Raw genomic sequence first — 26,023 nt, 5'->3', positions numbered from 1 at the left:
GTGAACCGATTCGAAGCGAACCTGCTCTCCCGCATCCGCCACCGGGGCGACAGCCTCGGCAACCGGCGGGTCGTGGTGGCCTGTTCCGGGGGCGGGGATTCCACGGCCCTGCTGGCTTTGCTCGTCTCCCTTCGCGGAAGCCTCGGTCTGGAATTGTCCATGGCCCACGCGGACCACCAACTGCGGACGGAGGCCCGGGACGACAGCCACTTCGTCCGGGAACTGGCCCGGCATTTCGATCTGGATCTGGCGGAAGCGCGGCTCGATGTGGCGGCCCACGCGGAACAGCAGCGTCTGGGGTTGGAAACCGCGGCCCGGGACCTGCGCTGGGCCTGGCTACACCGCGAAGCCGCCTCCTGCGGCGCCGATCTCATCGCCACGGGGCACACCCTCGAAGACCATACCGAAACGGTTTTCCTGCGCCTCAGCCGGGGCGGCGGCGTGGGATCCCTGGTCCCCTTGCCAGCCCGCCAGAGGCATCGCTGGTCCCCGCTCATCGAAGCCCGGCGCGAGGAGCTCAGGGACTACCTAAAAAGCGAAGGGCTTCCCTGGCGGGAGGACACCAGCAACCTGGACGGCTTCACACCGCGAAATCGTTGGCGGGCCCTGCTTCCGGCTTTGCGGCAGGAAGCGCCGGCCCTGGACCAGCACCTCTGGGAAACGCACCTGCAGGTGCGTGAGCTCAGCGATCTGCGGGACCGCCTGGTCGAAGCCTGGCGGGGCGAGCGATGGAACCTGGAGGAAGGCGCACGGCCCGCGGTGTGGCTCTGCGCGGAACCCTGGCGCGAAGACGAGCTGCGGTGGGTGCTGGAAGCGGCCTTCCGCCACCTGGGATGGCCGCGGGAAGCGGCGCTGCTGCGGGATCTGAGCGGCTGGGCGATGCCCCACCTCGCGGGTCATGGGAGGCACCACCAGTTCGGCCACTGGACCCTGGATCCGCACAGGGATGAACCTTTGCATTGGTGTTTGCATCCTTCTGGCATTAGCCCTGCTTCCCCGGGCGGGTTAAACTGAAAGGCTGCGAAGCCCGTAGGGCTTTTCGGGTAGGCCCTAAGGAGGCTCAATTTGAATTCAGCCGTTAAAAGCATGCTTGTCTGGGTTGGGATCGTGGTGCTGGTGTACGTGGCCATCATCCAGATCCCCAAGACCAACAACGTGCAGGAAGTCCCATTCTCGACCTTCATCGCCGAAGGCGTGGCAGGGAAATACAAGACCGTGACGCTCTCAGGGCAGGATGTGGAGGGCACCTACCGCGCATCCTTCCGGAACGCCAAGGGCGATCAGATCGAGAAGTTCAAGACCATCGCCCCCCCCATGCAGGATCTCGGCAAGGTGATCCTCAGCTGGCGCCAGGAAGAACCGCCCAAGCTGGATGAATTCAAGGCCACCAAGCCTTCGGACAACCAGTTCATGTACCTGCTGATCTTCTGGGGCCCGCTGCTGGTGTTCGTGGTGCTCTGGTTCGTGTTCATGCGCCAGGCCCAGTCTGGCGGCAACAAGGCCCTCTCCTTCGGGAAGGCCCGCGCCAAGGGGCTTTCGAGTTCCAACAAACGCATCACCTTTGCGGATGTGGCCGGGTGCGAGGAAGCCAAGGAAGAGTTGAAGGAGATCGTGGATTTCCTGAAGGACCCCGCCCGCTTCGTGAAGCTCGGCGGCAAGATCCCCAAGGGCGTGCTGCTCATGGGCCCCCCGGGCACCGGCAAGACCTTGCTCGCGCGGGCCATTTCCGGCGAAGCCAAGGTGCAGTTCTTCTCCATATCGGGCTCGGACTTCGTCGAGATGTTCGTGGGCGTCGGCGCCTCGAGGGTGCGCGACCTCTTCGAACAAGGCAAGAAGAGCGCGCCGTGCATCATCTTCATCGATGAGATCGACGCCGTGGGGCGCCATCGCGGCGCGGGCCTGGGCGGCGGACACGATGAGCGCGAGCAGACGCTGAATCAGTTGCTGGTGGAAATGGACGGCTTCGAAGGCAACGAAGGCGTCATCCTCATCGCCGCCACCAACCGGCCGGACGTGCTCGATCCCGCCCTGCTGCGCCCCGGGCGCTTCGACCGCCGCGTGGTGGTGGACCGCCCGGACGTGAAGGGCCGGTTCGAAATCCTGAAAGTCCACACCGCCAGCAAGATCCCGCTCTCGCCGGACGTGGACCTGGAAGTCATCGCCCGGGGCACCCCCGGATTCGCGGGCGCGGATCTCGCCAACCTCTGCAATGAAGCGGCCCTCTATGCCGCCCGCACCAACAAGAAATGGGTGGAGATGTCGGACTTCGAGAACGCGAAAGACAAGGTCTACATGGGCTCCGAACGGCGCTCCATGGTGATGACCGATGAGGACAAGAAGGACACGGCTTACCACGAGGCGGGCCACACGGTCGTTGCCGCCAGCGTCAAGGGGGCCGACCCGGTCCACAAGGTCACGATCATTCCCCGCGGCCGCGCCTTGGGCGTCACCTGGCAGCTGCCGGAGCGAGATCGCTACAGCGCCACCAAGGAGTACATGGAAGGCGAGATCGCCATCCTCATGGGCGGACGCATCGCCGAGGAGATCTTCTTCAACCAGCTCTCCACCGGGGCGAGCAATGACATCGAGCGGGCCACCGACACCGCGCGCCGCATGGTCACGGAGTACGGCATGAGCGACAAGCTCGGGCCGCTCAATTTCGGCGGCGCCCAGCAGGAGATCTTCCTGGGGCGCGATTACGGCCACCAGCGGAATTTCTCGGACGATACCGCCCGGGTGATTGACGCGGAAGTGCATGAAATCGTCATGAAGAATTACGAGCGCGCCAAGAAGATCATCCTCGAAAAGCGCGATTCGCTGGTCGCCATCGCCGAGGCGCTGCTGGTCCGGGAAACCCTGGACGGCACCGAGGTGGAGCTGCTCATGAAAGGCGGCACGCTGCCGCCCCGCCCAGCCCCCGGCGGCTCCGCCGGCTCCGGCGCCGCCAACGAGAAAAGTCCCGATCCAGGGTTGGATCCCGCTTTGAATCCCGCATGATGGCGTTCGGCCATCCGGCGATCGGGCCACTCCCCAAGAGTGGCCCTTTCTTCATTGGGATCCTGAACCTCACGCCGGATTCGTTCAGCGATGGGGGACGGTTCCTGGCACCGGACGCGGCGCTGGCGCAGGCCCGGAAACTGGCGGCCGACGGCGCAGGCATGATCGATCTGGGCGCCGAAAGCACCCGTCCCGGAGCGGCCGAGGTGGCGCCGGCGAACGAATGGGCCCGGCTCGACCCGGTGGTGGCGACGCTCCGGGAACAGCTCCCGGGACTCCCCCTGAGCCTCGATACGCGCCATGCCGAGGTAGCCGAACGGGGCCTGGAAGGGGGCATTTCGGTGTTGAATGACGTCACTGGATTTTCAAATCCCCCAATGCTGGAACTGGCCAAGGGGTCGGCCTGCGGGCTCATCGCCATGCGCAGCCGGATGAAGGACAACGCTTTCTGGATGCCCGACTACGGCGACCCTGGGCCCCGCAGCGCGGAACCTGCCCTTTCTGAACTGAAGGGAATGCTCGAGCGCCTGCTCAAAGCTGGCATCCAACCGGAAAAGATCGTGCTGGATCCTGGATTCGGCTTCGGGACGACCTACCCGGAGGATTCCTCCCTTTGGGGACTGCTCCCCCGGCTTCCATCGCTTCTTGCCTGGCCCCAGGAGCGGTTCTGCATCGGCATCTCCCGGAAAAGGTTCCTGGCCTGGCGGAATGGCACGCCGGAGCTGCCTCCCATGGAGCGGGACCAGCTCACCGCAGCTGCCCACCAGGAAGCCATGGCCATGGGCTATCGCGTCTTCCGGACGCACGAGATACCGTAATCCCTGATGATCGGAATTCTTTGCGGAGCGGAAACACTTTTCGATTGCGAGTTGCGGTTTCCACTTGAAGCTCGACTGGAGCTGGGGATGCCAATCAGACCATCGACCTTCACCCATGGGGAACTATGTCCTTGAGCTATTTCGGCACCGACGGCATCCGCGGCCGGGCCTATGAATCACCCTTGAGTCTTTCCGAAGTGGCCCGCTGGGGTCGGGCCTGGGGCCAGGTGGCCGGATCCAGGGGCATTTCGAACCTCGTGCTGGGATGGGATCCCCGCACGAGTTCCGAGCCCATGGCCGAGGCTTTCCTCCGGGGCCTGGGAAACTTCCGCTCCACCGTCCTCGGCGTGGTCCCGACTCCGGCGGTGGCCTGGCTCGCGCAACAGACGCCCCAGGCCTGGGGTGTCATGCTCAGCGCGAGCCACAATCCGCCTGAGGACAATGGCATCAAGGGCTTCAATCGGCTGGGAGAAAAGCTCGAGGAAGATGAGGAACGAGCCATCGAAGCCGCCTTCGGATGCTCAGCGGACCCGGGCCCGCCGTTTCCGCCGCTGCGCGTGGATTCAGATCCGGTGGGACGCTACCTCGCCCACCTCGGCTCCGTGGCGCTGCCTGATGATTTTCCGGTGGTTGTGGATTGCGCCCATGGGGCTACGGCCCCCTTCGCGGCCGGGGTGCTGCGGGGAGCCCTGGGCTGGGTCGGCGTCCCAGCCGATGGCAAGCGCATCAACGTGGGGGTGGGGTCCACCCATCTGGGGGCCCTGCGGGAAGCCGTGATCGCCGCGAACGCCGAACTGGGCATAGCCCTGGATGGAGACGGCGACCGTTGCCTGCTGTTGGATTCACGGGGGGAACTGGTCGATGGCGATCAGATGCTATGGCTCCTGGCCCAGGACCGCCTGGAGGCCGGCGAGCCGCTTCCCGGAGTCGTAGGGACGGTGATGACCAACGGCGCCCTGGAAGCAGCCCTCGCCTCGCGGGGCGTGGCCTTCGTAAGGACCCCGGTCGGAGACAAATTCCTGCTGCGCGAACTACAGGCCCGCGGGTGGGATCTGGCCGCGGAGGCTTCCGGCCATCTGATTCAGAAACGCGAAGGACCCTCCGGGGATGGCCTGGCCACGGCTAAAGCTGTGCTCCGGGCCCTGCTGCGCCGTCCCAAACCCGAGCGCTGGTCCTGGCGCTTCGAGCCCTGGCCCTTGAAATTGGTGAACCTGCGGGCCAAAGAGCGCCGGGCCGTGGAGGACTGCAAGGCCCTGCGGGCCGCTATGGCCGAGCTGGAGGCCCGCCACGGAGGGGTGGACGGGTCCTTGAGGCTGGTCGTGCGCTGGTCCGGCACGGAAGCAAAGCTGCGCCTCATGGTCGAGGCCCGGGAGCCCGCCTTGCTGGCCTCGGCCATGCGCTCCCTCGAGACCGCCGCCCGGGCCGATCTGGGGATGTCATGAAGCCCCTGACGAAAGCCTGGAGTCTGGTATCTTGGGCTGTCCACACAATTGCATCATCGGGAGTCCCCTCTTGAGTCCACGCCTAGGTGTGAATATCGATCACGTGGCGACGCTGCGCCAGGCGCGGGCGGGACGCGAACCGGAACCGGTCGCGGCGGCGCTGGCCGCCCAAAGCGCAGGCTGCAGCGGCATCACGGTGCACCTGCGGGCGGACCGGCGGCACATCCAGGACAGGGATCTCAAAGTCCTGAAGGAAGTGCTGTCCCTGCCGCTAAACGTCGAGTGCGCGGCCACGCCGGAGGCGCTGGAATCGGTCATCGGCCCCAAGCCGCACATGGTGACGCTCGTTCCGGAGACCCGGGAAGAACTCACCACCACCGGCGGGCTCGATGCCATTTTCCTGCAGGCGCCCCTACGCCAGATCATCCGCGAGCTCAAGGCCTCCGATATCCGCGTGAGCCTGTTCATCGACCCTTCCCGGGAGCAGGTGATGATGGCCGCCAAACTCGAAGCGGACGCGGTGGAACTGAATACAGGCGTCTACTCGGACATTCCCTTTGGAAGCGATTCCAACCTTGAGCTGGGACGCATTCGCGAGGCTGCCAAACGCTCAGCGAACCTGGGACTGCGCGTCCTGGCAGGCCATGGCCTCACCCTGCGCAACGTGGGATCCATCTCCGCCATCCCAGAAATCGAGGAATTGAACATCGGCCACAGCATCATCGCCAGGGCGGTGTTCGTGGGCATGGAGCGGGCGGTCCAGGAGATGCTCGCCGCCATGGGCGGCCCGGGCGGCAGCGGCGGCGCCCCATGAAGACCATTCTGGTAGTTGACGACCAGCCGGAGGTCGTGGGCCTCCTCCAGGATATTTTGTCGCTCGAAGGCTATCGGGTGCTGACGGCGGACAGCACGGACCCCGCCCGGAAGCTGCTGGCGGTGAAAAAGGTGGACCTGGCCTTCCTCGATGTGGACATGCCGGGGGAAAGCGGCCACGAGCTCTGCAAATTCATCAAAGGCTTTCCCGACGCGCCGAAAGTCGTGATGCTCACGGGCCTCGAGGAGGAGGCCCACTGGCAGGAGGGCTTCCGCGTGGGGGCGGATGTCTATGCTGTGAAGCCCTTCGGGCGGGACCGCATCCTGCTCATGGTCCGGGAACTCATCGGGGAGGCCGACTGATGTCGAACCTCCGCGGCAACCTGTCGAGCATTTCCCTTACGGATGTGGCCCAGCTGCTGCATGTGAACAAGAAAACGGGTCTGCTCAAAGTCAGCGCCGGGAAGATCGCCGGAACCCTTTTCGTGGTGAACGGCGATGTGATCCATGCGGAAACGCCGCACAGCAAAGGCGAGATGGCGGCCTTCGAGATCCTGGAATGGGACAAGGGCGAATTCGAGTTCATCGCCCAAAAAGTCCAAGCCCCCAACAGCATCCGTCGATCGGTGCCGGACCTCCTTATGGAATCGGCCCGCACCTCGGATTCCCGCAAACGCCTGCGCAGCCTGTTTCCGAACCTCAAATCCGTGCCCTGGCCGACCCTTCAAGGCGATGCGCTGTTGCAGGGAATCAAGATCTACTCCGAAGACCGGAAGATCATCCCGTACTTCGACGGCTACCGGGATTTCATGGACGTCATGGCGACGACGGAACAGAACGAAGTCCAGGTGCTCCAGGCCGCGAGCATCCTCCACGACGCAGGCCGCCTGAAACTTTTCGAACCCGAAGTGCAAGTGAACGTCGGAATCCTGAAAACAGGATTCTTCAAGAAGGGTGACCACCTGGAAGCGCCCAAGTCCCTCGAGGCCCATTGGCGGCAGCTGGAACCCTACAGCAGCTCGCCCATCGCCAACCTGCGCGTGATGTGGGCCCACGGCCCCGCCGTGGATCCCGTCCAATTCGTCACCGGCATGAACGACTTCACCATCGCCATCTCCAAGGACCTCCTGGGCGCCTGGGGCCTGAACGAAGGCGACGTCGTGCAGGTGCGGCCGGCCCCATAGTCGGCCCAGAGCCTTCAGGAATTCTTCTTCGCCCTCGGATGCGCTGAATTGTAGGTCTTCGAGAGCTGCTCCAGGTCCAGATGGGTGTAGCGCTGCGTGGTGCTGAGGCTGGCGTGGCCCAGCAGTTCCTGGATGGCGCGGAGGTCCATGCCGCGGGCGAGCAGGTGCGACGCGAAGCTGTGGCGGAGGGCGTGGGGACTGATGCGCGCCCTGAGCGCGGCGCCTTCCACGGCCTTCTGGAGCAGATTCCGGACGCTGGTGGCGGTCAGGCGGCCGCCGCGCAAGTTGATGAAGACCGCTGCGGTCGGCGGCAGGGATTTCAGGGACAATTGGCGGCCCCTATGCGACAGGTAGGTTTCCAGCGTGCTGGCGGCCTCCGGATGGAACGGGACCAGCCTTTCCTTGCTGCCCTTGCCCAGCACGCGCAGCGTCCGCTGCTCGAAATACACATCCTGGAGGTCCAGCCCCACCAGTTCAGAAACGCGCAGCCCAGATGCGTAGAGCAGCTCCAGCAGGCAGCGCAGCCGGGCCGACGGAAAATCCACAGCGGCCGGCAGATCCAGCAGCGATGCGCTCTCGCCCTCGGTCAGGAAGGCCGGCAGCTTGGCGGCCTGCTTGGGATTCCTGAGGCCCGAGGCCGGATTGACGGGGATGCGCCCGGTATCCCAAAGCCACCTGAAGAATCCCCTGGCTGTGGAAAGGATCCGGGCCTGGCTGGCGGGGTCCAGGCCCCGCTCGCCGAGTTCCAGGGCGAAGCGCCTCAGGGTCCGCGGGCTCACATCCCATCCCGCCCAAGATTCTCCGATGGCATGCGCAACGAGTTTTTCCAGGTCGCCCTTTTGCGCCCGCGCAGTGTGCTGCGAAACGCCTCTGGCGCGTTGTTCCAAATGGAAGGCCTGGACTGCTTCTGCCAGCGGAGAAGGGGACGTCATCCTGTTACCATGCCATCACCTCTTCAGCCCTTCCATCTCGGAGTCACAACGGTGAACGAATCTGCCACGACCATCGCGGAATTATTTTATGCGGCGGTCGAGCTCGACCTGCCAGATGCCTTGGCGGTGAAAAAGGAAGGCCGCTACGTCCCCATCTCGAGCTTGGAACTGAAAATCAGCGTGGAACGCCTGGCCCTGGCCATGTACGACCGCGGCCTGAGGCCGGGAAACCATGTGGCCATCCTGGCGGAAAACAGCCCCGAGTGGGCCATGACCGACTATGCGTGCGCGATCTCAGGGCTTCCCACCGCCACGATCTACGCGACCCTGATCGCTTCCCAGGCCGCCTTCATCCTGAACAATTCGAAATCCAGATGGGTGTTCTGTTCCGACCAGGCCCAGCTGGCCAAAGTGCTTGAGCTCTGGCCCACCCTGCCCGACCTTGAACTGGCCGTGCTCATCCAAGGGCCTGTGCCGGAAGCGCACGGCCACACAGTCCTCTCCTGGTCTCAGCTCATGGAAGAGGGCAAGGCCCAGGATGGCCGGCGGCTGCTCGTGAGGCAATGGGGCTTGGAGCGGAAGCCCGAAGATCTGCTGACGTTGATCTACACCTCGGGGACGACGGCCGATCCGAAGGGCGCCATGTTGAGCCATGGCAACATCGTTTCAAACGTCCACGCTTCCTTGAAGGCCCTTCCCGTGCAGGCCAGGGACCGTTGCCTTTCCTTCCTGCCCCTGACCCACATCTTCGAGCGCATGGCCGGCCACTACGTGATGCTGCACATGGGCGCGAGCATCTACTACGCGGAAAGCGTGAACTCGGTGCCTGAAAACCTCCTGGAGGTGAAGCCGACGGTGCTGTGCAGCGTCCCCCGCATCTACGAGAAGATCTTCGCGAAGGTCATGAACGGCGTCGCCGGCTCCGGATGGCCTAAACATCAGCTCTTCCACTGGGCCTACCTCGTCGGGCAGCAGGTGGTGCCCCTGCTCTACCAAGGGAAAAAACCCACAGGCTGGCTGGCGCTCCGGTTCGCCGTGGCCAAAGCGCTGGTCTTCTCCAAAATCAAGGCGCATACGGGCGGCCAGATCCGGTTCGCCGTTTCAGGCGGCGCGCCGCTGATGCCCAAGGTAATGGAGTTTTTCTGGGCCATCGGCCTGCCGATCCTGGAAGGCTACGGGCTCACGGAGACCAGCCCTGTGATCACCGCCAACCGCCTGGGCAAGGTCGGGCCGGGGACTGTAGGCAATCCCCTCTACGACACCTGGGACGGCAAGCCCTTCGTGAAGATCGCGGACGACGGAGAAATCCTTTGCCACGGGCCCAACGTGATGCTCGGGTACTGGGACAACGAGGCCGCCACCAAGGAGGCCATCGACACGGATGGCTATTTCCACACCGGGGACATCGGCGAATTCGATGCCCTGGGCCGGTTGAAAATCACGGACCGCAAGAAGGAGCTCATCATCACCAGCGGAGGCAAGAAAATCGCGCCCCAGCCCATCGAGAATGAATTGAAGACCGACAAGTACGTGTCCCAGGCGGTGCTTGCCGGGGACAAGCGCAATTTCATCAGCGCCCTGATCGTGCCCAACTTCGATTCCCTGGAGCGCTGGGCGGGGTACAAGCATCTGCACTTCGCCAACCGCAGGGAGCTGGTGGAGCAGCCCATCGTGATGGCCAAGCTCATGAGCCGCGTCGAGAAGGTGAACGCGACCCTGTCGAACTACGAGCGGATCAAGAAGATCGTCATCATCCCGGACGAGCTGACCGTCGAGAACGGTGCCCTGACCCCCAGCCTGAAGATCAAGCGGCGGGTGGTGAACCAGATGTACGGCGGCCTGATCGAAGGCCTGTACGAGGTCCACAAAGGCGAGTCCGAGGCGCATTGACCACAAGGCCAGGCGGTGGCAGCTGAGCTTCAGCCCTTCTTCCCGAAGCGTCCGAAGATGCCCTTGGCTTCCTCCATCAGGCCCGTGATGGATCCCTTGATGTCGTCGGCCTTCTCCAGGAGCTTGCCCTTCGCGCCCACCTCCTGCTGCTCGAAGAAGGGATGCTTCGGCGCGAGGTTGAAGGCCCATTCCCAATAGCGGGTGGCCCGAGTCTGCATGCCCATGGACTGGTAGATCTGGGCGATGTGGATGGCGGAGTCGGCGTCTTTTTTATCGAGGCGCAGGCAATGCTCCAGCGCCTGGACCAGCGAACGCTTGTCTCCATCCATGGCGTCCAGGATCTTCACCTGGAGCGCATAGTTTTCATACTGCTCCGGATCCTGTTTGATGGCCTCCGCGACATTTTCAAGGGCCGACGGGAATTGGCCGTTCTCGAATTCTGTTTTCGCCTTCACGTAAAGGGTCCGTTCCGTGCGCGGGGCGGAATCCGCAATCTCCGCCTCGGTCTGGATCCGGATCTTTTGGGACTCAAAAGGGGTCGGCATCGGCGCGGCCGAAGCAGCCGAGGGAGCGGGTTCCACGTTCGGCGCCGGGTTTTGCAAGGCGATCGGGGCCTGGGGGCGCCCGAGGCCCTTGAGCCGGGTGAAGGCCTCGGCCAGTTCCCGGTAGCGCATGGCGGCTTCCAGCTTCTCGGCTCCGGTGTAGCGGTCGGGATGCCATTGCTGGGCCAGCCGCAGGTACGCAGCCATGATTTCCTCGGCGGAAGCATCGGGCTTGATCTGGAGTACCTCGTGAGGATTCATGCGGCCGCCGATGAACAGAGTCTATAGGGATTTTTCGGGAACACGGAGGGCTTCTTCACATCATTTTAGGCTCGTGTCGCTGAAAGACACCTTTAAAACCGAAGGTGGGCGGCGCCCCTTTCGATCGCTCGATGGAGAGACAATTCCTTGGAAAAAAAATGAAAAAGGCGACGCTTGAATTTTGTGATCGAATCTATATTATTACTAATGTCGTAACCTTATTGGAGAAAAATGCTCGGCATCGGACGACACACAGACTACGCAGCCCGCCTGGTTCTGCACTTGGCCAGCCTGGCCGAGAACACCCAGGTCACCATCGCCGAAATCGCCGAAGAGCGCATGCTCCCGGTGGCATTCGTCCGCAGGCTGATCGGGCCCCTGTCCAGCGCAGGCATCCTGGCCACGGTGGTGGGGGCGAAGGGTGGAGTCCGCTTGGGGCGCCCCGCTTCGGAGATCACCCTTCTGGACCTGGTGAATGCCATGGAGGGCGGCATCACCCTGAACCACTGCGTCGGCAATGAGCACACCTGTCCCTTGTCCAGCCACTGTCCGGTCCAATCCGCCTGGGCGGGAGCCACCCGGTCGCTGGAAGACAATCTGGCCTCGGTGACGTTCGAGGCCCTCGCCCACGGAGCCGAAGGCCATGTTCAGGCCCATCGGGAACGGCACAGTTCCCACTCCAAGAGTTCGACCCTGAAAGGCGGCCGCCATGTGGGCGTGTGAGGGAAACCCGGATGGAATGGTTTTGCAGGCTGCCTGGCCATGGAACTGACCTGGATCTCCATCGCGGCGAGCCTCTTGATGGGGCTGGGGGCGCTGTTCGTCTTCGTGTTCGCGGTGAAGAAAGGGTGGTTCAGGAACATCGAGGACACCAAGTACCAGGTTTTCTGGTCGGAGCTCGACGACCCCAAAAAGAAGGATGCTTCGCAGGAGGGCGTGAATGGCAGTCAATCTGAAAAGAAGTAGCGGCGCCGGGGCGTCGCCGGAATCCATGCAGCGTCGGCGGATGCTCGGCTGGCTGACGGGCCTGGGCCTGTTCGGCTCGGGCATCCTCAGCGCGATTTCGAATTTCGTCTTTATCAAACCGCGCGCCACCTATGGCCAGCCCCAGCGCTTCAGCATCGGCAAGCCCGATGATTTTCCGCCCGGAGTCCGGGCCACGCTGGGGGCCCGGGGCCTCTGCGTCGTCCGGGAAGGCAACAAGATCGCCGCCCTTTCGACCACCTGCACGCACCTGGGCTGCATCGTGGGTGTGAGCGACTCGGGCTTCGCCTGCCCCTGCCATGGATCGCGCTTCGACCAGGACGGGACCGTCACCGGTGGCCCCGCGCCACGGCCCCTGCCCTGGTACAAGGTCACGCTCGCGCCGAACGGCGAGCTTGAAGTGGACAAAGACATCGAAATCACGCCTGGGAGCTACTTGAGCCTATGAGTCCCTCCACCGAACCCGCCCCGCCCAAAGCCAATCTCCTGACCGCGGCGAAGGAATTCCCGAAGAACGTCTGGAATTCCATCTTCCGCAATCCGCTGCCTTCGAATGATCTGGAAAGGTCGGCGACCAGCTTCACGAACTTCTTCCTGCACATCCATCCCGTGAAGGTGCATCGGCACTCCCTGAAGGCCACCTATACCTTCGGGCTCGGGCTGGTCTCCTTCTTCCTGTTCGTGATCCTGATCCTCACCGGCATCCTGCTGATGTTCTACTACGTGCCCTCCACCACCCAGGCCTACGACCGGATGCTGGACCTGCGGGGAACGGTGGCTTTCGGAATGATCCTGCGGAACATGCACCGGTGGTCCGCCCACGGCATGGTGGCGGTGGTCTTCCTGCACATGGCAAGAGTCTTTTTCACCGGCGCCTACAAGAAGCCCCGCGAATTCAACTGGGTGGTGGGCGTGGTCCTCTTCCTGCTCACGCTCTTCATGAGCTTCACCGGCTACTTGCTGCCCTGGGACCAGCTGGCTTTCTGGGCGATCACCGTGGGCACCGCCATCGCCGGCTACGCGCCTGTGGTGGGCAAGGACATCCAGTTCCTGCTCATGGGCGGCACCAGCGTCGGACAGGAGGCCCTGCTGCGCTTCTACGTACTGCACGTGGCGGTGCTTCCCGCCATCCTGACCCTTGGCATCGCCATCCATTTCTGGCGCATCCGCAAAGATGGCGGGCTATCCCGGCCACCGGAGGCGGACGCCACGCCGACGTTGGAGTTCACCACTCCGGCCGCCGCCACGAAGAGCGCCGGGCCCGAACCCCGCAAGACCTACGGCCTGCAGGGGCTGGTGCGGGGACCGATTACCAAAGCCGGGCAGGTGCCGGACAATACCGTTTTCTCCTGGCCCGACCTGTTCCGGGCGGAGCTGTTCACCTTCGTCATCACCCTCTCGGCGATCCTCATCCTGTCGCTGCTGTTCAACGCCCCGCTTGAGGAGCCGGTGAACATCCTGCACCCCCCCAACCCCGCCAAGGCGCCCTGGTACTTCCTCGGGCTGCAGGAGATGGTCAGCTATTCGGCCTTCTGGGGCGGCATCGGCATCCCGACCATCTTCGTCGTGCTGCTGTTCATCACCCCCTACATCGACCGGACGCCGGCGGGCGTCGGCAAGTGGTTCGCGAAGGAACGGCTGCTGGCCAACACCATCTTCCTCACCTTCGTGCTGGCGAACCTCGTGTTCGTGGTCATCGGCACCTTCTTCCGCGGGCCCAACTGGGCCTTCGTGATGCCCTGGTGAGGAGATGCGCATGAGAATCGCACTTGCCATCGGAACCTTCTTCATCCTGCTGATCCACGGGATCGTGTTCTACGACCAGTTCTTCCACCGCTGGGAGCGGAACCAGATCGCGTACTTCGACCAGGCCCGCGCCATGGCCAAAACCGACGCCGAGCGCGCCGCCCTGTCGGACCGTTCTCCCCGCATCGAACAGATCGTGGTCAGCAATTTCGGCGAAACCCGCGTGGACCGCTGCACCACTTGCCACATCGCCTCGGATGACCCCCGCTTCGCGACCTATGCCCAGCCGCTCAGGACCCATCCCTATTCGATCGCCATGGGCGATGCGCAGAAGGACGGCAAGTGGGAGCGGCGCCACAAGTTTTCGGAATTCGGCTGCACCGTCTGCCATGACGGCCAGGGGCGCGGCCTGGAGCCGAAATACAGCCACGGCGAGGACGAATACTGGCCGGATCCCCTGCTGGGCCACACGACCCAGGAGAGCTGGCGCAAGGACTACGCCCCCAAGCTCAAGGGCGGCGAATACCTCGAAGCGAACTGCGCGCAGTGCCACACGGACCCAGGGTTCGCGGGCACGGCCACGGTGGAGAAAGGACGCAAGCTCTTCTTCGCCACCAACTGCTATGGCTGCCACCGCATCGAGGGGCTGTCGGACGGCACCATCGGACCCGACCTCACGGAGGTGGGCAAGAAATGGAAGCTCGATTACCTGTGGGGCCGCATCGCCGATCCGCGCGCGATCCTGGCCACGTCCATCATGCCCAAATTCAATTTGAAGGATGACGAGATCAAAGCCCTCGTGGTCTTCCTGAAAAGCCGGAAGGGCCGCAATTTCGCCGAAACGGAAATCCAGCGCTACAAGGTGAAGCTCACGGGCGGGGCCGAGCTGGTCCAGGCCACCATCAAGCCGGTGGAGATCAAGCCCGCGGAGATGCTCAAGCAGGGCGAGAAGCTCATCCTGGACCGCGCCTGCACCGCCTGCCATAAGCTCGGCGCGCGGGACGGCGGCATCGCCCCGGATCTCAGTTTCGAGGGCGCGATCAAGGACGAGCAGTGGATCTCGGACCATTTCAGGAATCCGAAATCCACCATGCCGGATTCCATCATGCCGACCTTCCGGTTCACCGACGACGAATTCAAGGCCATGACGGCCTACCTCGTCAGCCTCAAGGCCGCTCCGGCCCTGGCCAACGGCGAGGCGACCTACAAGGCCTTGTGCCTGCGCTGCCATGGCGAAAAGGGGGACGGGAACGGACCCATCGCCATCCACCTGGATCCCTTCCCGCGGGATCTGACGAAAGCGGGCTTCATGAATTCCAAATCCGACCAGCGGCTGGTGGATTCCATCCGCAACGGCGTCGCGGGGACTTCCATGCCCGCCTGGGGGAAGTTGCTTACCGATGAACAGGCGAAAGGCGTGCTCGCCTACATCCAGACCGCCTACACCAAGGAGCCGCGCCGCGAGCTGAAAGCGCGGCAGCTTCCGGAGAAGAACCCCATCGCCATGAGCGCGGAATCCGTGGCCCGCGGCGAGGCGCAATTCGTCAACCGCTGCGCGGGCTGCCATGGGAAGAAGGCCGACGGCAAAGGGCCCAACTCCCTGGACATCCAGCCCAAGCCCCGCAACCTGCGGAACGCCAGGTTCGTCGGAAGCGTGGACGACCGGCGGCTCTTCGAATCCATCCTCTACGGCGTGCAGGGCACCGCCATGCCGCCCTGGATCGACTACGGCCTGAACAACAACGATGTCGGCGATCTAGTCAATTTCATCCGTTCCATCAATCAGAAGCCGAAAGGAGGCCAGAATGCAGTTGCAACTAAGTAAGGCCGAAGGGGCGGGCGCTTCGGCACCCTCGGGGGCCCTTGTCCATGATGACGCCACCGCGAGGTGGTTCATCGTGAGCGCCGTCGCCTATTTCTTCATCGTGGGCATCATCGCGGTGCTCATCGCGGCGAAGTTCGTGTGGCCCGACCTGATGGGGACGATCCCCTGGCTTACCTACGGGCGGCTCCGGCCTCTGCACGTCAACGGCATGCTGTTCGGCTGGCTGCTGGCCGCGGACATGGGCCTGACCTACTACATCATCCCCCGCCTCTGCGGCGTGAAGCTCTGGAGCGAGAAGCTCGGCTTGGCCACGGCGGCCCTCTGGAATTTCATCATCCTGGGCGCCGTCGTCTGCCTGCTGGCCGGCTGGAACCAGGGCTGGGAATACGCGGAACTGCCCATGTTCCTGGATGTGCTGGTGGTCGTGGCCTGGATCATGTTCGGGGCGAACATCTTCATGACCATCGCGCAGCGCAAGTACGAGGCCATGTACGTCTCCATCTGGTACATCATGGGCACCATCGTGTGGACGGCCTTCGTGTACCTCACCGGCAATTTCGCGACCCTGTTCGCCACCGGAACCAACCAGGCGAACCTGAATTGGATGTACGTGCACAACGCCGTGGGCCTCATCTTCACTCCAGTGGGGCTGGCCATCGCGTACTACATGATCCCCCGCTCATCGAACACGCCGCTCTACAGCCACAAGCTGTCCATGGTCGGCTTCTGGTCCCTGGCCTTCGTCTACGTCTGGACCGGCGCCCACCACATGATCCACGGACCCATTTCCCAGTGGCTGCAGACCATCGCCATCGCCTTCTCCGTGATGCTGCTGATCCCGGTGTGGGCCGCGGTGTACAACTTCTTCGCCACCATGAAGGGCCAATGGCACCAGCTCCGCGAGAGCGTGCCCCTGAAGTTCCTCATGTCCGGCGTCGTGTTCTACCTGCTGACCTGCTTCCAGGGCCCCATGCACAGCCTGCGCACCGTCAACGCCATCGTCTCCAAGACCGACTGGATTCCCGGCCACGCCCACATGGCCGTGCTGGGGACCTTCAGCTTCTTCGCCATCGCCGGAATCTACTTCGCCGTGCCCCGGTTATGGGGCAAGGCGCTACACTCCGAAGCCCTGGCCAACTGGAGCTACTGGATGATGATGATCGGCGGCCTCGGGTTCTTCGTGACCCTATGGCTCGGCGGCTTCTGGCAGGGCTGGCAGTGGAACAACTGGTCCATCCCTTTCATTGACACCGTCGTCGCGCTGAAACCCGTGTGGGCCGTGCGCTTCTTCTCGGGAGTCCTGATTTTCGTCGGCATCGTGATGTTCGCCTACAACGTACTTGCGACCGCTCTGGGCGCCAAAGAGGAGCCGGCTGTCTAGGCCGCGCGAGAGGAGAACAACCATGTTGAAAAAAGCAGACAACAACGCTCTATGGGCCGTCATCGCATCCCTTGTGCTCTTCCTGATCGGAGGCCTTCTCACGACGGTGGTGCCCCCATTAGTGGACACGACCTGGTCCAAACCCTTCGAAAACACCGACCCCGCCAAGGGCCCCACGGGCAAGCTGGTAAAGCTCGACGCCCAGCAACTGAAAGGCCGGGAGATCTACATCCGGGAGGGTTGCTGGTACTGCCATACCCAGCAGGTGCGCACCCTGCTCGCGGACACGAAGCGCTACGGATGGCGGGGCGTGGACGCCCCCATCTCCACACCCGATGAATTCGTGAACGACTCGCCCCACATGTTCGGCACCAAGCGGACGGGCCCGGACCTCGCAAGGGTCGGAGGCAAGTACGACGAGCAGTGGCACCGGACCCACTTCCGCAACCCCCGGGATCTGGTCAAGGGCTCCGTCATGCCGCCCTACCCCTGGATCGTGAACAATCCGGCGGAATTCCAGGCGCTGGTGGCCTACCTGCAGAGCCTCGGCCGCGCTAAGGACTGGCGCCCCGCCAACGACTACGAAAAGTGAGGGCGCGATGAACGATTACACCTATCCAAGCGTGTTCTTCGCCTACCTGTTCTTCGCCCTCATGTTCTTCCTCGCGGTCCATTTCTTCATCAAGACCCTGCGGGACGGGTACTGGGGCGAGCACAGCGAGGACGCCAAGTACACGATGTTCGATTCCGATGATCCCGAAAGGAGAAAACCATGAGTGAAAAAACCGGCGTTTCCCCGGAAAAGGGAGAGCAGGAGCTGAAAGAGTACGCTGATGGCTGGATGACCGAACGCAAAGGCACGGATGCGCCGGGTTTCCTCAAGCTGGCCTTCCCGGTCATCGGCCTTGGCTGCGTGGCCTACCTGGTGGTCCAGATGTACGGGGACATCGGCCACGCCACCCGCGGCCCTTTGGTGCAGCAGTTCAACGCCGCCACCAAGACCAGCCCGGCCCTGATGTACATCGTGGCCCTGCTGGCCCTGGCCTACGTTGCCATCGTGGTCCTCTTCACCATCCGCGCCTTCCACGAGGATTGACCCAGTGAACGAAGGAAGTTGGCAGCTCAGAGTTCCGGACGACTCGCAGTACTGGGTCGAAATGGTCAAGTGCCAGGACGCCTGCCCGGTGCACACCGACGCCTGCGGCTACGTGACGGCCATCGCCGAAGGCCGCTACGACGACGCCTACCGCATCGCCCGGGCCACGAACCCCTTCGCCTCCATCTGCGGGCGGGTCTGCGGCGCGCCCTGCGAGGCCAACTGCCGACGGGGCGAACTGGACGAACCCGTGGCGATCCGCGCACTCAAGCGTTTCGTCACGGATAAGTTCGGGCCCGAAACCGGGGACTACGAGCGGTACCGCTCCGGCTGCGACCAGCGGATGCTGCCCGCCAACCGGGGCGATTTCGAGCGCATCGCCATCATCGGCGCCGGCGTCAGCGGCCTCACGGTGGCGCACGACCTGATCCAGCTCGGATACAAAGTCACGGTCTTCGAGGCCAACTCGGAGCCCGGCGGGATGCTGATGGTGGGGGTGCCCGTGTTCCGGCTGCCGCGGGAACTGGTGCGCCATGAGATGGAGGCGATCCTTTCCATGGGGGTCGAGCTGAAGTGCAACATGAAGCTCGGCCGCGATTTCACCATCGCCGATCTGAGGGCCCAGGGCTTCAAGGCCATCTTCCTGGGCGTGGGTCTGCCCAACGGGCGCAAGCTCGCCTTGCCTGGCGGCGAGACCGAAGGCGTCTATGACGGCATGGAATTCCTCCGGGCCTTCAACGAGGGCAAGCCCATGCCCCTGGGCCGCCGGGTCGTCGTCATCGGCGGCGGCAATGTCGCCTACGACGTGGCGCGGTCGGCAGTGCGGCCCGTGGAGAACATCAGCAAGTCGGAGGCCCTGGAGGAGATGGGCCACGGCGAGAAGGTGGCCTACGATGTGGCGCGCTCGGCCCTGCGCATGAGCGGCGACAAGGAAGTCCATGTGGTCTGCCTGGAATCCAGGGAGGAGATGCCCGCCGACGACGTGGAAGTGGTCGAGGGCGAAGAAGAAGGGCTCCGTCTCCACAACCGCTGCGGTCCGAAGGAGATCATCGTCTCCAACGGCAAAGTGGGCGGCCTGCGCACGGTCAAGTGCCTCTCGGTATTCAACGCCGAGGGCCGCTTCGAGCCCAAGTTCGACGAGGATTCCATCGAGGACATCCACGCGGATTCAGTGATCTTCGCCATCGGCCAGACTTCGGATCTCTCCTTTCTCAAGCCCGAGGATGGCGTGGAATCGGACCGCGGCCTCATCAAGGTCAACCGCGAGACCTACCAGACCACGGCCCCTGACATCTTCGCCTGCGGCGACATCGCCCATGGACCAAGGCTGTTCATCGACGCCATCGCATCGGCCCACACCGCGGCCCGCTCGATGCACGATTTCCTGCGGGGCACCCGCACCGACATCGTGCTGCGCAAGCGCTGGCTCCCGGCGGCCTACACCATGGCCGAAGGCTGGCACCGCCAGGAACGCTGCAATCCGCCGGTGCTGGAAGGCGAACACCGCGCCGCCTCTCTGGACATCGTGGAACTGAGCTTCCCTGAGGCAGAAGCCCGCCGCCAGGGCTCGCGGTGCCTGCGCTGCAACATCAACACGGTGTTCGACACCAGCATCTGCATCGCCTGCAACGGCTGCGTGGATGTCTGCCCGGAGGACCTCATCAAGCTGGTGGGCCTCAGCAAATTGCCTGACGATGACGCCTGGCAGCGGGTCTCCCAGGCGGGCGCTGAAATTTCGAAAGCGGAATACGCAGCCCTCGGCGCAGCGGAGAAAGACGAGATGGGCGGCGTCATGCTGAAGGATGAAAGCACCTGCATCCGCTGCGCCATGTGCGCCTCAAGGTGCCCCACCCACGCCATCCTGATGAAGCGCTTCGAACACTTCACGGAATGCGTGTCGGTGCCCTCCCAGAATCCCAAGCTCCTGTATCCGATCGGAACGTGATGGAGGCCGCCGCCGGAACGGTGCCCGCGCGGAAGCCCAAGGTGGAGCGCCTCCCACCCCTGCCGCCGGCGGACACGCACTACCACCGCGTCCGGAAACGGTTCCACCTGGCCTTCTTCCTGGCCTTCGTCGCCCTGCCCTTCTCCAACCTGATGCGCTTCGACATCCCCCGGCAGCGCTTCTACTTCGCCGGCATCGAGCTCTGGGTCAGCGAATTCAGCATCATCTTTTTCGCATTGATGTTCCTGATGTTCGTGGTCGCGGCTTCGGCCATCGTCTATGGGCGCATCTACTGCGGCTACGCCTGCCCCCAGATGATCTTCAGCGAGTGGAGCGTCTCGGTCGAGAAATGGGCCGCCGGCCTCGTCCGGAAATCAGTTCCAAGGTGGCCGGCCGCCCGGCGGAAGGCCGCGGCGGGCGCCATCTTCTACGCCATCCTCGCGGTCGCATCGGTGTTCCTGGCCTTCGTGTTCACCTCCTACTTCGTGGAGCCGCGGGATCTGATGGCCCGGTTGGCCCATTTCGACCTGGTCACCACCGGGGGCATCACCGGCGCTTCGGTCACGCTGATCACCTTCCTGGATTTCACCCTGGTCCGCCAGGGCTTCTGCAAGACCGTCTGCCCCTACGGCTACCTCCAGGGCATGCTCCAGGACCAGCACACGCTCCTGGTCCTGTACCGCGACGAAACCAACGCCTGCATCGAATGCAAGAAATGCGTGAACGTCTGCGAAATGGGCATCGACATCCGCGATTCGCCTTACCAGATCGAGTGCGTCCACTGCGGCGATTGCGTGGATGCCTGCGAGGATGTCCTGCGCAGGGTCGGCCATCCGGGGTTGATCCATTATTCCTGGGGCGAGAAAAACACCGCCGCCTCCACGCAAAAGGAGCCGTGGCACCACCGCTGGGGCTTCCGGGACGCCAAGCGGGTCGTGATCCTGCTCGTGTTGCTCTTCTACTTGTCCGGGCTGGGGGTGGCGCTTTCCATGCGGCGGCCGGTCCTGGTCTATATCGCGGCGGACCGTTCGACCATGTACCAGATCCAGCCCGATGGCCGGGTGGCCAACCGGATCCGGATGAAGCTGGCGAACCGGTCCAGCCAACCCGTGGAGGTCAGGCTCTGGGTCGAGGGAATTCCGGACGCGGAGCTGGCCATCGCTCCCAACCCGGTTCCGCTGGCGCCGGGGCAGCTCCTCGAGAACACTGTGGACCTGAGGGTTCCACCGTGGGCGGGGGCCCAGAGCGTGAACCAGATCCGCATCCTGGCCCAGCCTTCGAACGCGAAAACGCCTGACATCTCCGAACTGACCTTCATCATGCCATCCAAGGGGAATTGAGAATGACGACCAAGAAACAGGGAGCCGCCCTCTTCCCGCTGCTGTTCGGGCTCATCAGCCTGTTGTTCATCGGCATCATGATCTATGTCTACCGCGGCTCCAGGCAGGCCGATCCCGTGATGCTGGACGAGCAGGGCAGGCCCAAACAAGCCCAGCACTCATGAACCCGGCCGCGACCTGCGACCTCTGCGGCGCGCCCGCGGACAAGCGCCCCCGGACCCAGGCCTTCGATGCGGTGGAAAAGCGGTTCTGCTGCACGGGCTGTTTGAACGTCTATGGGATCCTTTTCGAAAGCGGGATCCTCGCCTCGGGCGTGGACATCCGCCAGACGGACATCTTCCAACAGAGCCTGAAGCTGGGCCTGCTCGGCGGAGGCGATGGCGAGGAGGGGCGCCAGGCCATTCCTGCCGACGCCGAAACCAAGGAAGCGCTCTACCAGTTGTCCGGCATGTGGTGCGCCTCCTGCGGCTGGGTGGTGGAGCATGTGCTGGCGAAGGAGCGAGGCATCGTCTCGGCGGAAGTGCTGTTCGCGTCCGATCTGCTCAAGGTGAAGTACTGCCCCCAATTCCTATTGCCCGGACGCATCCCAGAGCAGGTCGCCGCGCTGGGCTACCGCGCGGTGGAACACGGCGCCGAGCGGGAGGGCGACCGCCGCGAATGGCAGGATCTGCTCTTGCGGCTGGGCGTCGCCGGGGCCCTGTGGATGAACGTGATGCTGTTCAGCCTGGTGATCTATGCCAGCTACTGGGAAGGCATCGCCGAATGGGCCAGGCGCGCGGTGCCGTTCATCCTGATGCTCCTCACGCTGCCGGTGGTCCTGTATTCAGCCTGGCCCATCCACCGCATCGCCTGGCTCGGCCTGCGCCATGGTTTCCTGAGGATGGAGGCCCTCATTTCCACAGGTGTCTTCGCCGCCTTCGCGTACAGCAGCGCGCAGGCCTTCCTCGGAGGGCAGCATTACTACTTCGATACCGCCTGCGCCATCGTCACCTTGATGCTCACGGGAAAAATGCTTGAGCGCGGGGCCAAGGAGCGCAGCGCCAAGGCCCTCACGATGCTCCACCGCCTGCTGCCGAGGAAGGCCAGGCTTCGGATCGAAGGCCGGGAGCGGTTCGTCTCCATCGATGCCCTCGACGTGGGAACCGCGTACCTGGTGAAACCGGGCGAGCGGCTTCCGGCGGACGGCATCGTCATCGAGGGCGCCTCGAAGGTCGACGAATCGGTCCTGACGGGGGAATCGGAATTGCGGTCCAAGGGGGTCGGCGACGAGGTGGTGTGCGGGAGCCTGAATGCCGCCGGCGTGTTGGAGGTCCGCGTGACCCGGGCCGGGGAGGATTCCACGCTGGCCCAGATCATCCGGTCCGTCGAGAACGCCCTCGCCGGGCGGAGCCCCCTGGAGCGGGTGGTGGACAGGGTTTCCAGGATCTTCATTCCCGCCGTCCTCGTCATCGCCCTCGCGGCCCTGGGTGGCTGCCTCCTGGCTGGGCTGCCTCCGACCACGGCGATGCTCCGTGCCATCGCGGTGCTGGTCATCGCCTGTCCCTGCGCCCTCGGCATCGCCACGCCCTTGGCCACCACCGCCGCCGTCGGGTCGGCCTCGGCCCACGGAATCCTCATCCGGGATGTGCGGGTCCTGGAGACCTTCCGCAAGGTGGATGTCCTCGTGCTCGACAAGACCGGCACTGTCACCGATGGCGTCTTCCGGGTCCGGGAGTCGATGGCCGAACATCTTGATCTCCTGGCGAGCCTGGAATCCTACTCCGAGCATCCCGTGGCCCGGGCCCTGGTGCGGCACGCCAGCGACCAGGGCCTGGCGCTACAGGACGCCACGGATATCCAGGTCCGCGAAGGGATGGGCATCGCGGGAAGCGTGGCCGGCCGCCGGACCGCCGTGGGCAACCTCTCGATGTTCCTGGCCGACGGCATCGATCTACCCGCGGAGCTGCTGACCCGGGCAGGAGCCTGGCAGACCGACGGGCTGACCGTGGCCTTCGCGGCCGTGGATGGCCGCTGCGCGGGCGCCATGGCCTTCGGCGACAGCCCGCGGCAGGAGGCCACGGGAGTCATCTCGGCCCTCAGGGCCAGAGGCATCCGGGTTGTGCTCCTGTCGGGCGACGCGCAATCCACCACCGAGCGCATCGCCAGGGCCGTCGGCGCGGATGAATGGGTGGGCGGAGTGCCCCCGGGCGAGAAGGCAGCGGCTATCCAGCGCCTCCAGGCGGGGGGCGCCGTGGTCGCCATGGTCGGAGACGGCATCAACGACGCGCCAGCCCTGGCGGTCGCGGATCTCGGGATCGCCATGGGGTCCGGCGCCGACCTGGCGAGGCAGACGGCCCCGGTGGTGCTCATGAGCGATTCGCTCCTGCGCATTCCCGAGACCTTCGCCCTGGCGGCCCACACCTTGCGGATCGTGCGCCAGAACCTGTTCTGGGCTTTCTTCTACAACACCGCCGGAATCATCCTGGCCATCGCCGGGGTGCTCAACCCCATCCTGGCCGCAGCGGCCATGGTGTTCTCCAGCCTCTCGGTGATCGGAAATTCCCTGCGCCTGAATCGTTTCCACCATGCCTTGCGGACACCCGCGACGTCCGCCGTCCACAGGCCCTCGCTCCCCTTCCAGCTTCACGGTCAAGGAGGGGCCACCTAACGAACAGGAACTGATATGGACGAGGGGGACCGCCCGCTCGCTCCGCGTCCCCCGCGTGGTGTCCGGGCGAAGCCCGGCCACCGCGCCTGATGCGATACTGGAATGGAGGCCTTCCTCCCCGTGACCATCGAGCGCTTTGCCTCGGCCGGACCATGAGCCTGGAAGCCTCTGCCGGAGTCCCATTGCGTCATGATTAAGCATAATTATTTAAATTACTTACGTGAATCATCCGAAATGATCAAGTTCGAGCATACGGTGTTCGCGCTGCCTTTCGCGTTCCTGGCCGCCCTGACTGCCGCCCAGGGCATGCCGCCCCTCCGTACCCTGCTCTGGATCATGGCTGCCATGGTGGGCGCGCGAACCGCGGCCATGACCTTCAACCGGCTGGTGGACGAGGATGTGGACGCCCAGAATCCCCGGACGGCCATGCGCGCCCTACCCGCGGGCCGGTTGCCCAAGTGGGCCGCCTGGCTGATGCTCGGGTCGGGCACCCTGCTCTTCGGCGTGGCGGCGGGAGCGCTCGGGCCGCTCTGTTGGAAGCTCTCCCCCCTCGCCCTGGCCATCATCCTCGGGTACTCGCTCTGCAAGCGGTTCACGTCCATGGCCCATGTGGTCCTCGGTCTTTCCCTCTCCGGCGCGCCGCTGGGCGCCTGGATCGCCATCACCAACCGCATCGACACGCCCGCCTGGCTGCTGGCCGGCGGAGTGCTCTGCTGGACCGCGGGATTCGATATTCTTTACGCGCTCCAGGACCAGGAATTCGATCAGGACCGCGGGCTGCATTCCATCCCCGCCAAGCTGGGGACGCCCTGGTCCCTCTGGCTCTCGCGCTGGCTGCACATCGCGGCCCTGCTGCTCTGGGGGATGTTCAACCGCGAGATGGGGGCCCACCTCTTCCCCTGGCTCGCCTGGCTTGTGGTGGCAGGCATCTTGGTCCGGGAGCAATGGCTGGTGAGGGATGGGGACCTGGAGCGCATCGACCAGGCCTTTTTCACCATGAACAGCCTGGTGGGCCTGGTGCTGTTCTGCGGCCATTTCATTGAATGGATGCTCGTTAGATTCAGTGGCGTGGCCTGAAGAGAACCGACGGCTATCCTTCCTCGACAATCCCCCGATTCCACCCTAAGGTAGACAGGCTATGCCCAACCCCGCTTCGAAGCCCGGCAAGATGGTGGCGCAGAATGGCCGCAGAGCGCTCCGGCTCAGCCGACCGGACTCCAGCCGCTTCATCACCCTGATGCTGGTCTTCAGCCACAACACCTTCCGGTGGTCCGTCTCCAAGAAAGTGCTGTCCTGGCTGGCGGGAGGCGCTGTGGGGATCTGGGCGATCGCCGTGGTCGGATCCGGCTATGGCTTCTGGGCCACGAAGAAAATCATGAGTTTCGACCGGCTCCACAAGGAAACCCAAGAGCAGCAGAACCGCCTCCGCACCACGCTGGACCAGGCCACGGGACTCGAGGGGGAGATCAACGCGCTGCGCCGCCAGCACGAGGAGCTGCTTCACCTGCTGGATCCTAAAAATCCCGGCCCGCGGATTCCCCCGATGCCGGGGCAGCCGGAGAAATCCAACGCCCAGTCCAATGCCGATGCCAAGGACTCCACGGCGCTCCGGGTGAGCAGGCTGAAGCAGGAAATCGAAAAAAGCGAGAGCGCCGCCCTCGCCATCAAAGCGCAGATGGCCCCCATCGTCGACGCATGGATCCATACGCCCTCCATCCCGCCCACCGCCGGCTACCTGAGCTCAGGGTTCGGGGTGCGGCTGAATCCCTTCGCCCGCAGGGACGAAGCCGAGGGCGGGTTCGGATTCCATTCAGGACTCGATATCACCAACGCCGAAGGCACCCCCATCCAGGCCACGGCGGATGGCATCGTGGCAACCGCCGGCTGGATGGACCGCTACGGCTACGCGGTGGTGATCAAGCACAACGAGGATCTGGAAACGGTGTACGGCCACATGGCCCGCTGGGATGTCCAGGCGGGACAAACGGTGCATCGCGGCGATATCCTGGGGAAGATGGGCCAGAGCGGCCATGCCACGGGGGTCCACCTGCACTATGAAGTCCGCCTCCGCGGCAAGCCTGTGAACCCCACGCACTATTTGCGGCTCCAGCGAGAATGGTTGTCTACACTGGGTGGTCAGCCCTGAGCGCTTCCTCCGGCGACCGAACCCGACCCTTACC

General features: G+C 64.2%; 25 protein-coding genes. 23 read left to right on the top strand and 2 right to left on the bottom strand.

Annotated features, from left to right (window positions below):
- From tilS to IPQ13_00410, 7 genes are all read left to right on the top strand, one after another.
- Entirely contained in the window at positions 1-1,014 is a 1,014-nt protein-coding gene (gene tilS / locus IPQ13_00440) for a tRNA lysidine(34) synthetase TilS (protein ID MBL0209376.1), read from the top strand.
- A gap of 72 nt (positions 1,015-1,086) precedes the next feature.
- Positions 1,087-2,997 carry an ATP-dependent zinc metalloprotease FtsH gene (gene ftsH / locus IPQ13_00435; GenBank protein MBL0209375.1) on the top strand — a complete coding sequence of 637 codons (1,911 nt, stop codon included), beginning with the start codon at positions 1,087-1,089 and terminating at the stop codon, positions 2,995-2,997.
- Entirely contained in the window at positions 2,994-3,815 is an 822-nt protein-coding gene (folP, locus tag IPQ13_00430) for a dihydropteroate synthase (protein ID MBL0209374.1), read from the top strand. Before ftsH ends, folP begins: the two co-directional genes overlap by 4 nt.
- Positions 3,816-3,940: 125 nt before the next feature.
- Positions 3,941-5,257 carry a phosphoglucosamine mutase gene (gene glmM / locus IPQ13_00425; protein MBL0209373.1) on the top strand — a complete coding sequence of 439 codons (1,317 nt, stop codon included), beginning with the start codon at positions 3,941-3,943 and terminating at the stop codon, positions 5,255-5,257.
- Positions 5,258-5,327: 70 nt separating this feature from the next.
- Entirely contained in the window at positions 5,328-6,071 is a 744-nt protein-coding gene (locus tag IPQ13_00420; GenBank protein MBL0209372.1) for a pyridoxine 5'-phosphate synthase, read from the top strand.
- Positions 6,068-6,433, top strand: a complete 366-nt coding sequence (locus IPQ13_00415; GenBank protein MBL0209371.1) for a response regulator — start codon at positions 6,068-6,070, stop codon at positions 6,431-6,433. The genes IPQ13_00420 and IPQ13_00415 overlap by 4 nt, the downstream gene beginning before the upstream one ends.
- Complete coding sequence (locus IPQ13_00410) at positions 6,433-7,254, top strand: DUF4388 domain-containing protein (GenBank protein MBL0209370.1); 822 nt, start codon at positions 6,433-6,435, stop codon at positions 7,252-7,254. Before IPQ13_00415 ends, IPQ13_00410 begins: the two co-directional genes overlap by 1 nt.
- A gap of 14 nt (positions 7,255-7,268) precedes the next feature.
- Here the strand turns inward: IPQ13_00410 and IPQ13_00405 are convergent, their stop codons facing one another.
- Entirely contained in the window at positions 7,269-8,186 is a 918-nt protein-coding gene (locus IPQ13_00405; GenBank protein MBL0209369.1) for a tyrosine-type recombinase/integrase, read from the bottom strand.
- A gap of 51 nt (positions 8,187-8,237) precedes the next feature.
- Between IPQ13_00405 and IPQ13_00400 the strand changes: the two genes are divergently transcribed.
- The gene (locus tag IPQ13_00400) at positions 8,238-10,076 is read left to right on the top strand and encodes a long-chain fatty acid--CoA ligase (protein MBL0209368.1); all 1,839 of its coding nucleotides are present in this window, start codon (positions 8,238-8,240) and stop codon (positions 10,074-10,076) included.
- A gap of 29 nt (positions 10,077-10,105) precedes the next feature.
- On the opposite strand, the gene IPQ13_00395 is transcribed toward IPQ13_00400, so the two are convergent.
- A complete protein-coding gene (locus IPQ13_00395) occupies positions 10,106-10,879 on the bottom strand; it encodes a DnaJ domain-containing protein (GenBank protein MBL0209367.1) in 774 nt (257 codons plus the stop codon).
- A 231-nt stretch (positions 10,880-11,110) separates the two neighbouring features.
- On the opposite strand from IPQ13_00395, the gene IPQ13_00390 reads away from it, so the two are divergent.
- The 15 genes from IPQ13_00390 (at position 11,111) to IPQ13_00320 (ending at position 25,989) form a co-directional block, all read left to right on the top strand.
- Positions 11,111-11,602, top strand: coding sequence for an Rrf2 family transcriptional regulator (locus tag IPQ13_00390; GenBank protein ID MBL0209366.1), 492 nt, complete (start codon positions 11,111-11,113; stop codon positions 11,600-11,602).
- 39 nt (positions 11,603-11,641) lie between these two features.
- A complete protein-coding gene (locus IPQ13_00385; GenBank protein MBL0209365.1) occupies positions 11,642-11,845 on the top strand; it encodes a cbb3-type cytochrome oxidase assembly protein in 204 nt (67 codons plus the stop codon).
- A gap of 40 nt (positions 11,846-11,885) precedes the next feature.
- Positions 11,886-12,311 carry a Rieske (2Fe-2S) protein gene (locus tag IPQ13_00380; GenBank protein MBL0209364.1) on the top strand — a complete coding sequence of 142 codons (426 nt, stop codon included), beginning with the start codon at positions 11,886-11,888 and terminating at the stop codon, positions 12,309-12,311.
- On the top strand, positions 12,308-13,609 hold the full coding sequence (locus IPQ13_00375; GenBank protein MBL0209363.1) for a cytochrome b N-terminal domain-containing protein: 1,302 nt from the start codon (positions 12,308-12,310) through the stop codon (positions 13,607-13,609). Before IPQ13_00380 ends, IPQ13_00375 begins: the two co-directional genes overlap by 4 nt.
- A 10-nt stretch (positions 13,610-13,619) precedes the next feature.
- Positions 13,620-15,434, top strand: coding sequence for a c-type cytochrome (locus IPQ13_00370; protein ID MBL0209362.1), 1,815 nt, complete (start codon positions 13,620-13,622; stop codon positions 15,432-15,434).
- Positions 15,415-16,815 (top strand): cbb3-type cytochrome c oxidase subunit I, encoded by a 1,401-nt coding sequence (locus IPQ13_00365; GenBank protein ID MBL0209361.1) that lies wholly within the window; start codon positions 15,415-15,417, stop codon positions 16,813-16,815. The genes IPQ13_00370 and IPQ13_00365 overlap by 20 nt, the downstream gene beginning before the upstream one ends.
- Before the next feature lie 22 nt (positions 16,816-16,837).
- Positions 16,838-17,407 (top strand): cbb3-type cytochrome c oxidase subunit II, encoded by a 570-nt coding sequence (locus IPQ13_00360; protein MBL0209360.1) that lies wholly within the window; start codon positions 16,838-16,840, stop codon positions 17,405-17,407.
- A 7-nt stretch (positions 17,408-17,414) separates the two neighbouring features.
- The gene (locus IPQ13_00355) at positions 17,415-17,591 is read left to right on the top strand and encodes a hypothetical protein (GenBank protein ID MBL0209359.1); all 177 of its coding nucleotides are present in this window, start codon (positions 17,415-17,417) and stop codon (positions 17,589-17,591) included.
- Positions 17,588-17,911: a hypothetical protein gene (locus IPQ13_00350; protein ID MBL0209358.1), complete on the top strand. Its 324-nt coding sequence runs from the start codon at positions 17,588-17,590 to the stop codon at positions 17,909-17,911. Before IPQ13_00355 ends, IPQ13_00350 begins: the two co-directional genes overlap by 4 nt.
- A 4-nt stretch (positions 17,912-17,915) precedes the next feature.
- Positions 17,916-19,856: an FAD-dependent oxidoreductase gene (locus IPQ13_00345; GenBank protein MBL0209357.1), complete on the top strand. Its 1,941-nt coding sequence runs from the start codon at positions 17,916-17,918 to the stop codon at positions 19,854-19,856.
- Positions 19,853-21,196, top strand: a complete 1,344-nt coding sequence (locus IPQ13_00340) for a 4Fe-4S binding protein (protein MBL0209356.1) — start codon at positions 19,853-19,855, stop codon at positions 21,194-21,196. Before IPQ13_00345 ends, IPQ13_00340 begins: the two co-directional genes overlap by 4 nt.
- A 2-nt stretch (positions 21,197-21,198) precedes the next feature.
- Positions 21,199-21,360, top strand: a complete 162-nt coding sequence (locus IPQ13_00335) for a hypothetical protein (GenBank protein ID MBL0209355.1) — start codon at positions 21,199-21,201, stop codon at positions 21,358-21,360.
- Positions 21,357-23,843, top strand: a complete 2,487-nt coding sequence (locus tag IPQ13_00330) for a heavy metal translocating P-type ATPase (protein ID MBL0209354.1) — start codon at positions 21,357-21,359, stop codon at positions 23,841-23,843. The genes IPQ13_00335 and IPQ13_00330 overlap by 4 nt, the downstream gene beginning before the upstream one ends.
- A 189-nt stretch (positions 23,844-24,032) precedes the next feature.
- A complete protein-coding gene (locus IPQ13_00325; protein MBL0209353.1) occupies positions 24,033-24,920 on the top strand; it encodes a UbiA family prenyltransferase in 888 nt (295 codons plus the stop codon).
- A 61-nt stretch (positions 24,921-24,981) separates the two neighbouring features.
- Positions 24,982-25,989 (top strand): M23 family metallopeptidase, encoded by a 1,008-nt coding sequence (locus IPQ13_00320; GenBank protein ID MBL0209352.1) that lies wholly within the window; start codon positions 24,982-24,984, stop codon positions 25,987-25,989.
- The last annotated feature ends 34 nt before the right edge of the window (positions 25,990-26,023 follow it).

The organism is Holophagaceae bacterium, assembly GCA_016720465.1.
GTDB lineage: Bacteria > Acidobacteriota > Holophagae > Holophagales > Holophagaceae > JANXPB01.
This window is presented reverse-complemented; position numbering and strand designations above follow the sequence as displayed.

What these genes read in the sequence shown, in the direction of transcription:
- IPQ13_00385 (MBL0209365.1), top strand. Translation starts at nt 11,642, where the DNA reads ATGGAACTGACCTGGATCTCCATCGCGGCGAGCCTCTTGATGGGGCTG.
- IPQ13_00335 (MBL0209355.1), top strand. Translation starts at nt 21,199, where the DNA reads ATGACGACCAAGAAACAGGGAGCCGCCCTCTTCCCGCTGCTGTTCGGG.
- folP (MBL0209374.1), top strand. Translation starts at nt 2,994, where the DNA reads ATGATGGCGTTCGGCCATCCGGCGATCGGGCCACTCCCCAAGAGTGGC.
- IPQ13_00380 (MBL0209364.1), top strand. Translation starts at nt 11,886, where the DNA reads ATGCTCGGCTGGCTGACGGGCCTGGGCCTGTTCGGCTCGGGCATCCTC.
- IPQ13_00330 (MBL0209354.1), top strand. Translation starts at nt 21,357, where the DNA reads ATGAACCCGGCCGCGACCTGCGACCTCTGCGGCGCGCCCGCGGACAAG.
- IPQ13_00325 (MBL0209353.1), top strand. Translation starts at nt 24,033, where the DNA reads ATGATTAAGCATAATTATTTAAATTACTTACGTGAATCATCCGAAATG.
- IPQ13_00395 (MBL0209367.1), bottom strand. Translation starts at nt 10,879, where the DNA reads ATGAATCCTCACGAGGTACTCCAGATCAAGCCCGATGCTTCCGCCGAG.
- IPQ13_00355 (MBL0209359.1), top strand. Translation starts at nt 17,415, where the DNA reads ATGAACGATTACACCTATCCAAGCGTGTTCTTCGCCTACCTGTTCTTC.
- IPQ13_00360 (MBL0209360.1), top strand. Translation starts at nt 16,838, where the DNA reads ATGTTGAAAAAAGCAGACAACAACGCTCTATGGGCCGTCATCGCATCC.
- ftsH (MBL0209375.1), top strand. Translation starts at nt 1,087, where the DNA reads ATGCTTGTCTGGGTTGGGATCGTGGTGCTGGTGTACGTGGCCATCATC.
- IPQ13_00415 (MBL0209371.1), top strand. Translation starts at nt 6,068, where the DNA reads ATGAAGACCATTCTGGTAGTTGACGACCAGCCGGAGGTCGTGGGCCTC.
- IPQ13_00390 (MBL0209366.1), top strand. Translation starts at nt 11,111, where the DNA reads ATGCTCGGCATCGGACGACACACAGACTACGCAGCCCGCCTGGTTCTG.
- IPQ13_00410 (MBL0209370.1), top strand. Translation starts at nt 6,433, where the DNA reads ATGTCGAACCTCCGCGGCAACCTGTCGAGCATTTCCCTTACGGATGTG.
- IPQ13_00320 (MBL0209352.1), top strand. Translation starts at nt 24,982, where the DNA reads ATGCCCAACCCCGCTTCGAAGCCCGGCAAGATGGTGGCGCAGAATGGC.
- IPQ13_00365 (MBL0209361.1), top strand. Translation starts at nt 15,415, where the DNA reads ATGCAGTTGCAACTAAGTAAGGCCGAAGGGGCGGGCGCTTCGGCACCC.
- IPQ13_00350 (MBL0209358.1), top strand. Translation starts at nt 17,588, where the DNA reads ATGAGTGAAAAAACCGGCGTTTCCCCGGAAAAGGGAGAGCAGGAGCTG.
- glmM (MBL0209373.1), top strand. Translation starts at nt 3,941, where the DNA reads ATGTCCTTGAGCTATTTCGGCACCGACGGCATCCGCGGCCGGGCCTAT.
- IPQ13_00405 (MBL0209369.1), bottom strand. Translation starts at nt 8,186, where the DNA reads ATGACGTCCCCTTCTCCGCTGGCAGAAGCAGTCCAGGCCTTCCATTTG.
- IPQ13_00375 (MBL0209363.1), top strand. Translation starts at nt 12,308, where the DNA reads ATGAGTCCCTCCACCGAACCCGCCCCGCCCAAAGCCAATCTCCTGACC.
- IPQ13_00370 (MBL0209362.1), top strand. Translation starts at nt 13,620, where the DNA reads ATGAGAATCGCACTTGCCATCGGAACCTTCTTCATCCTGCTGATCCAC.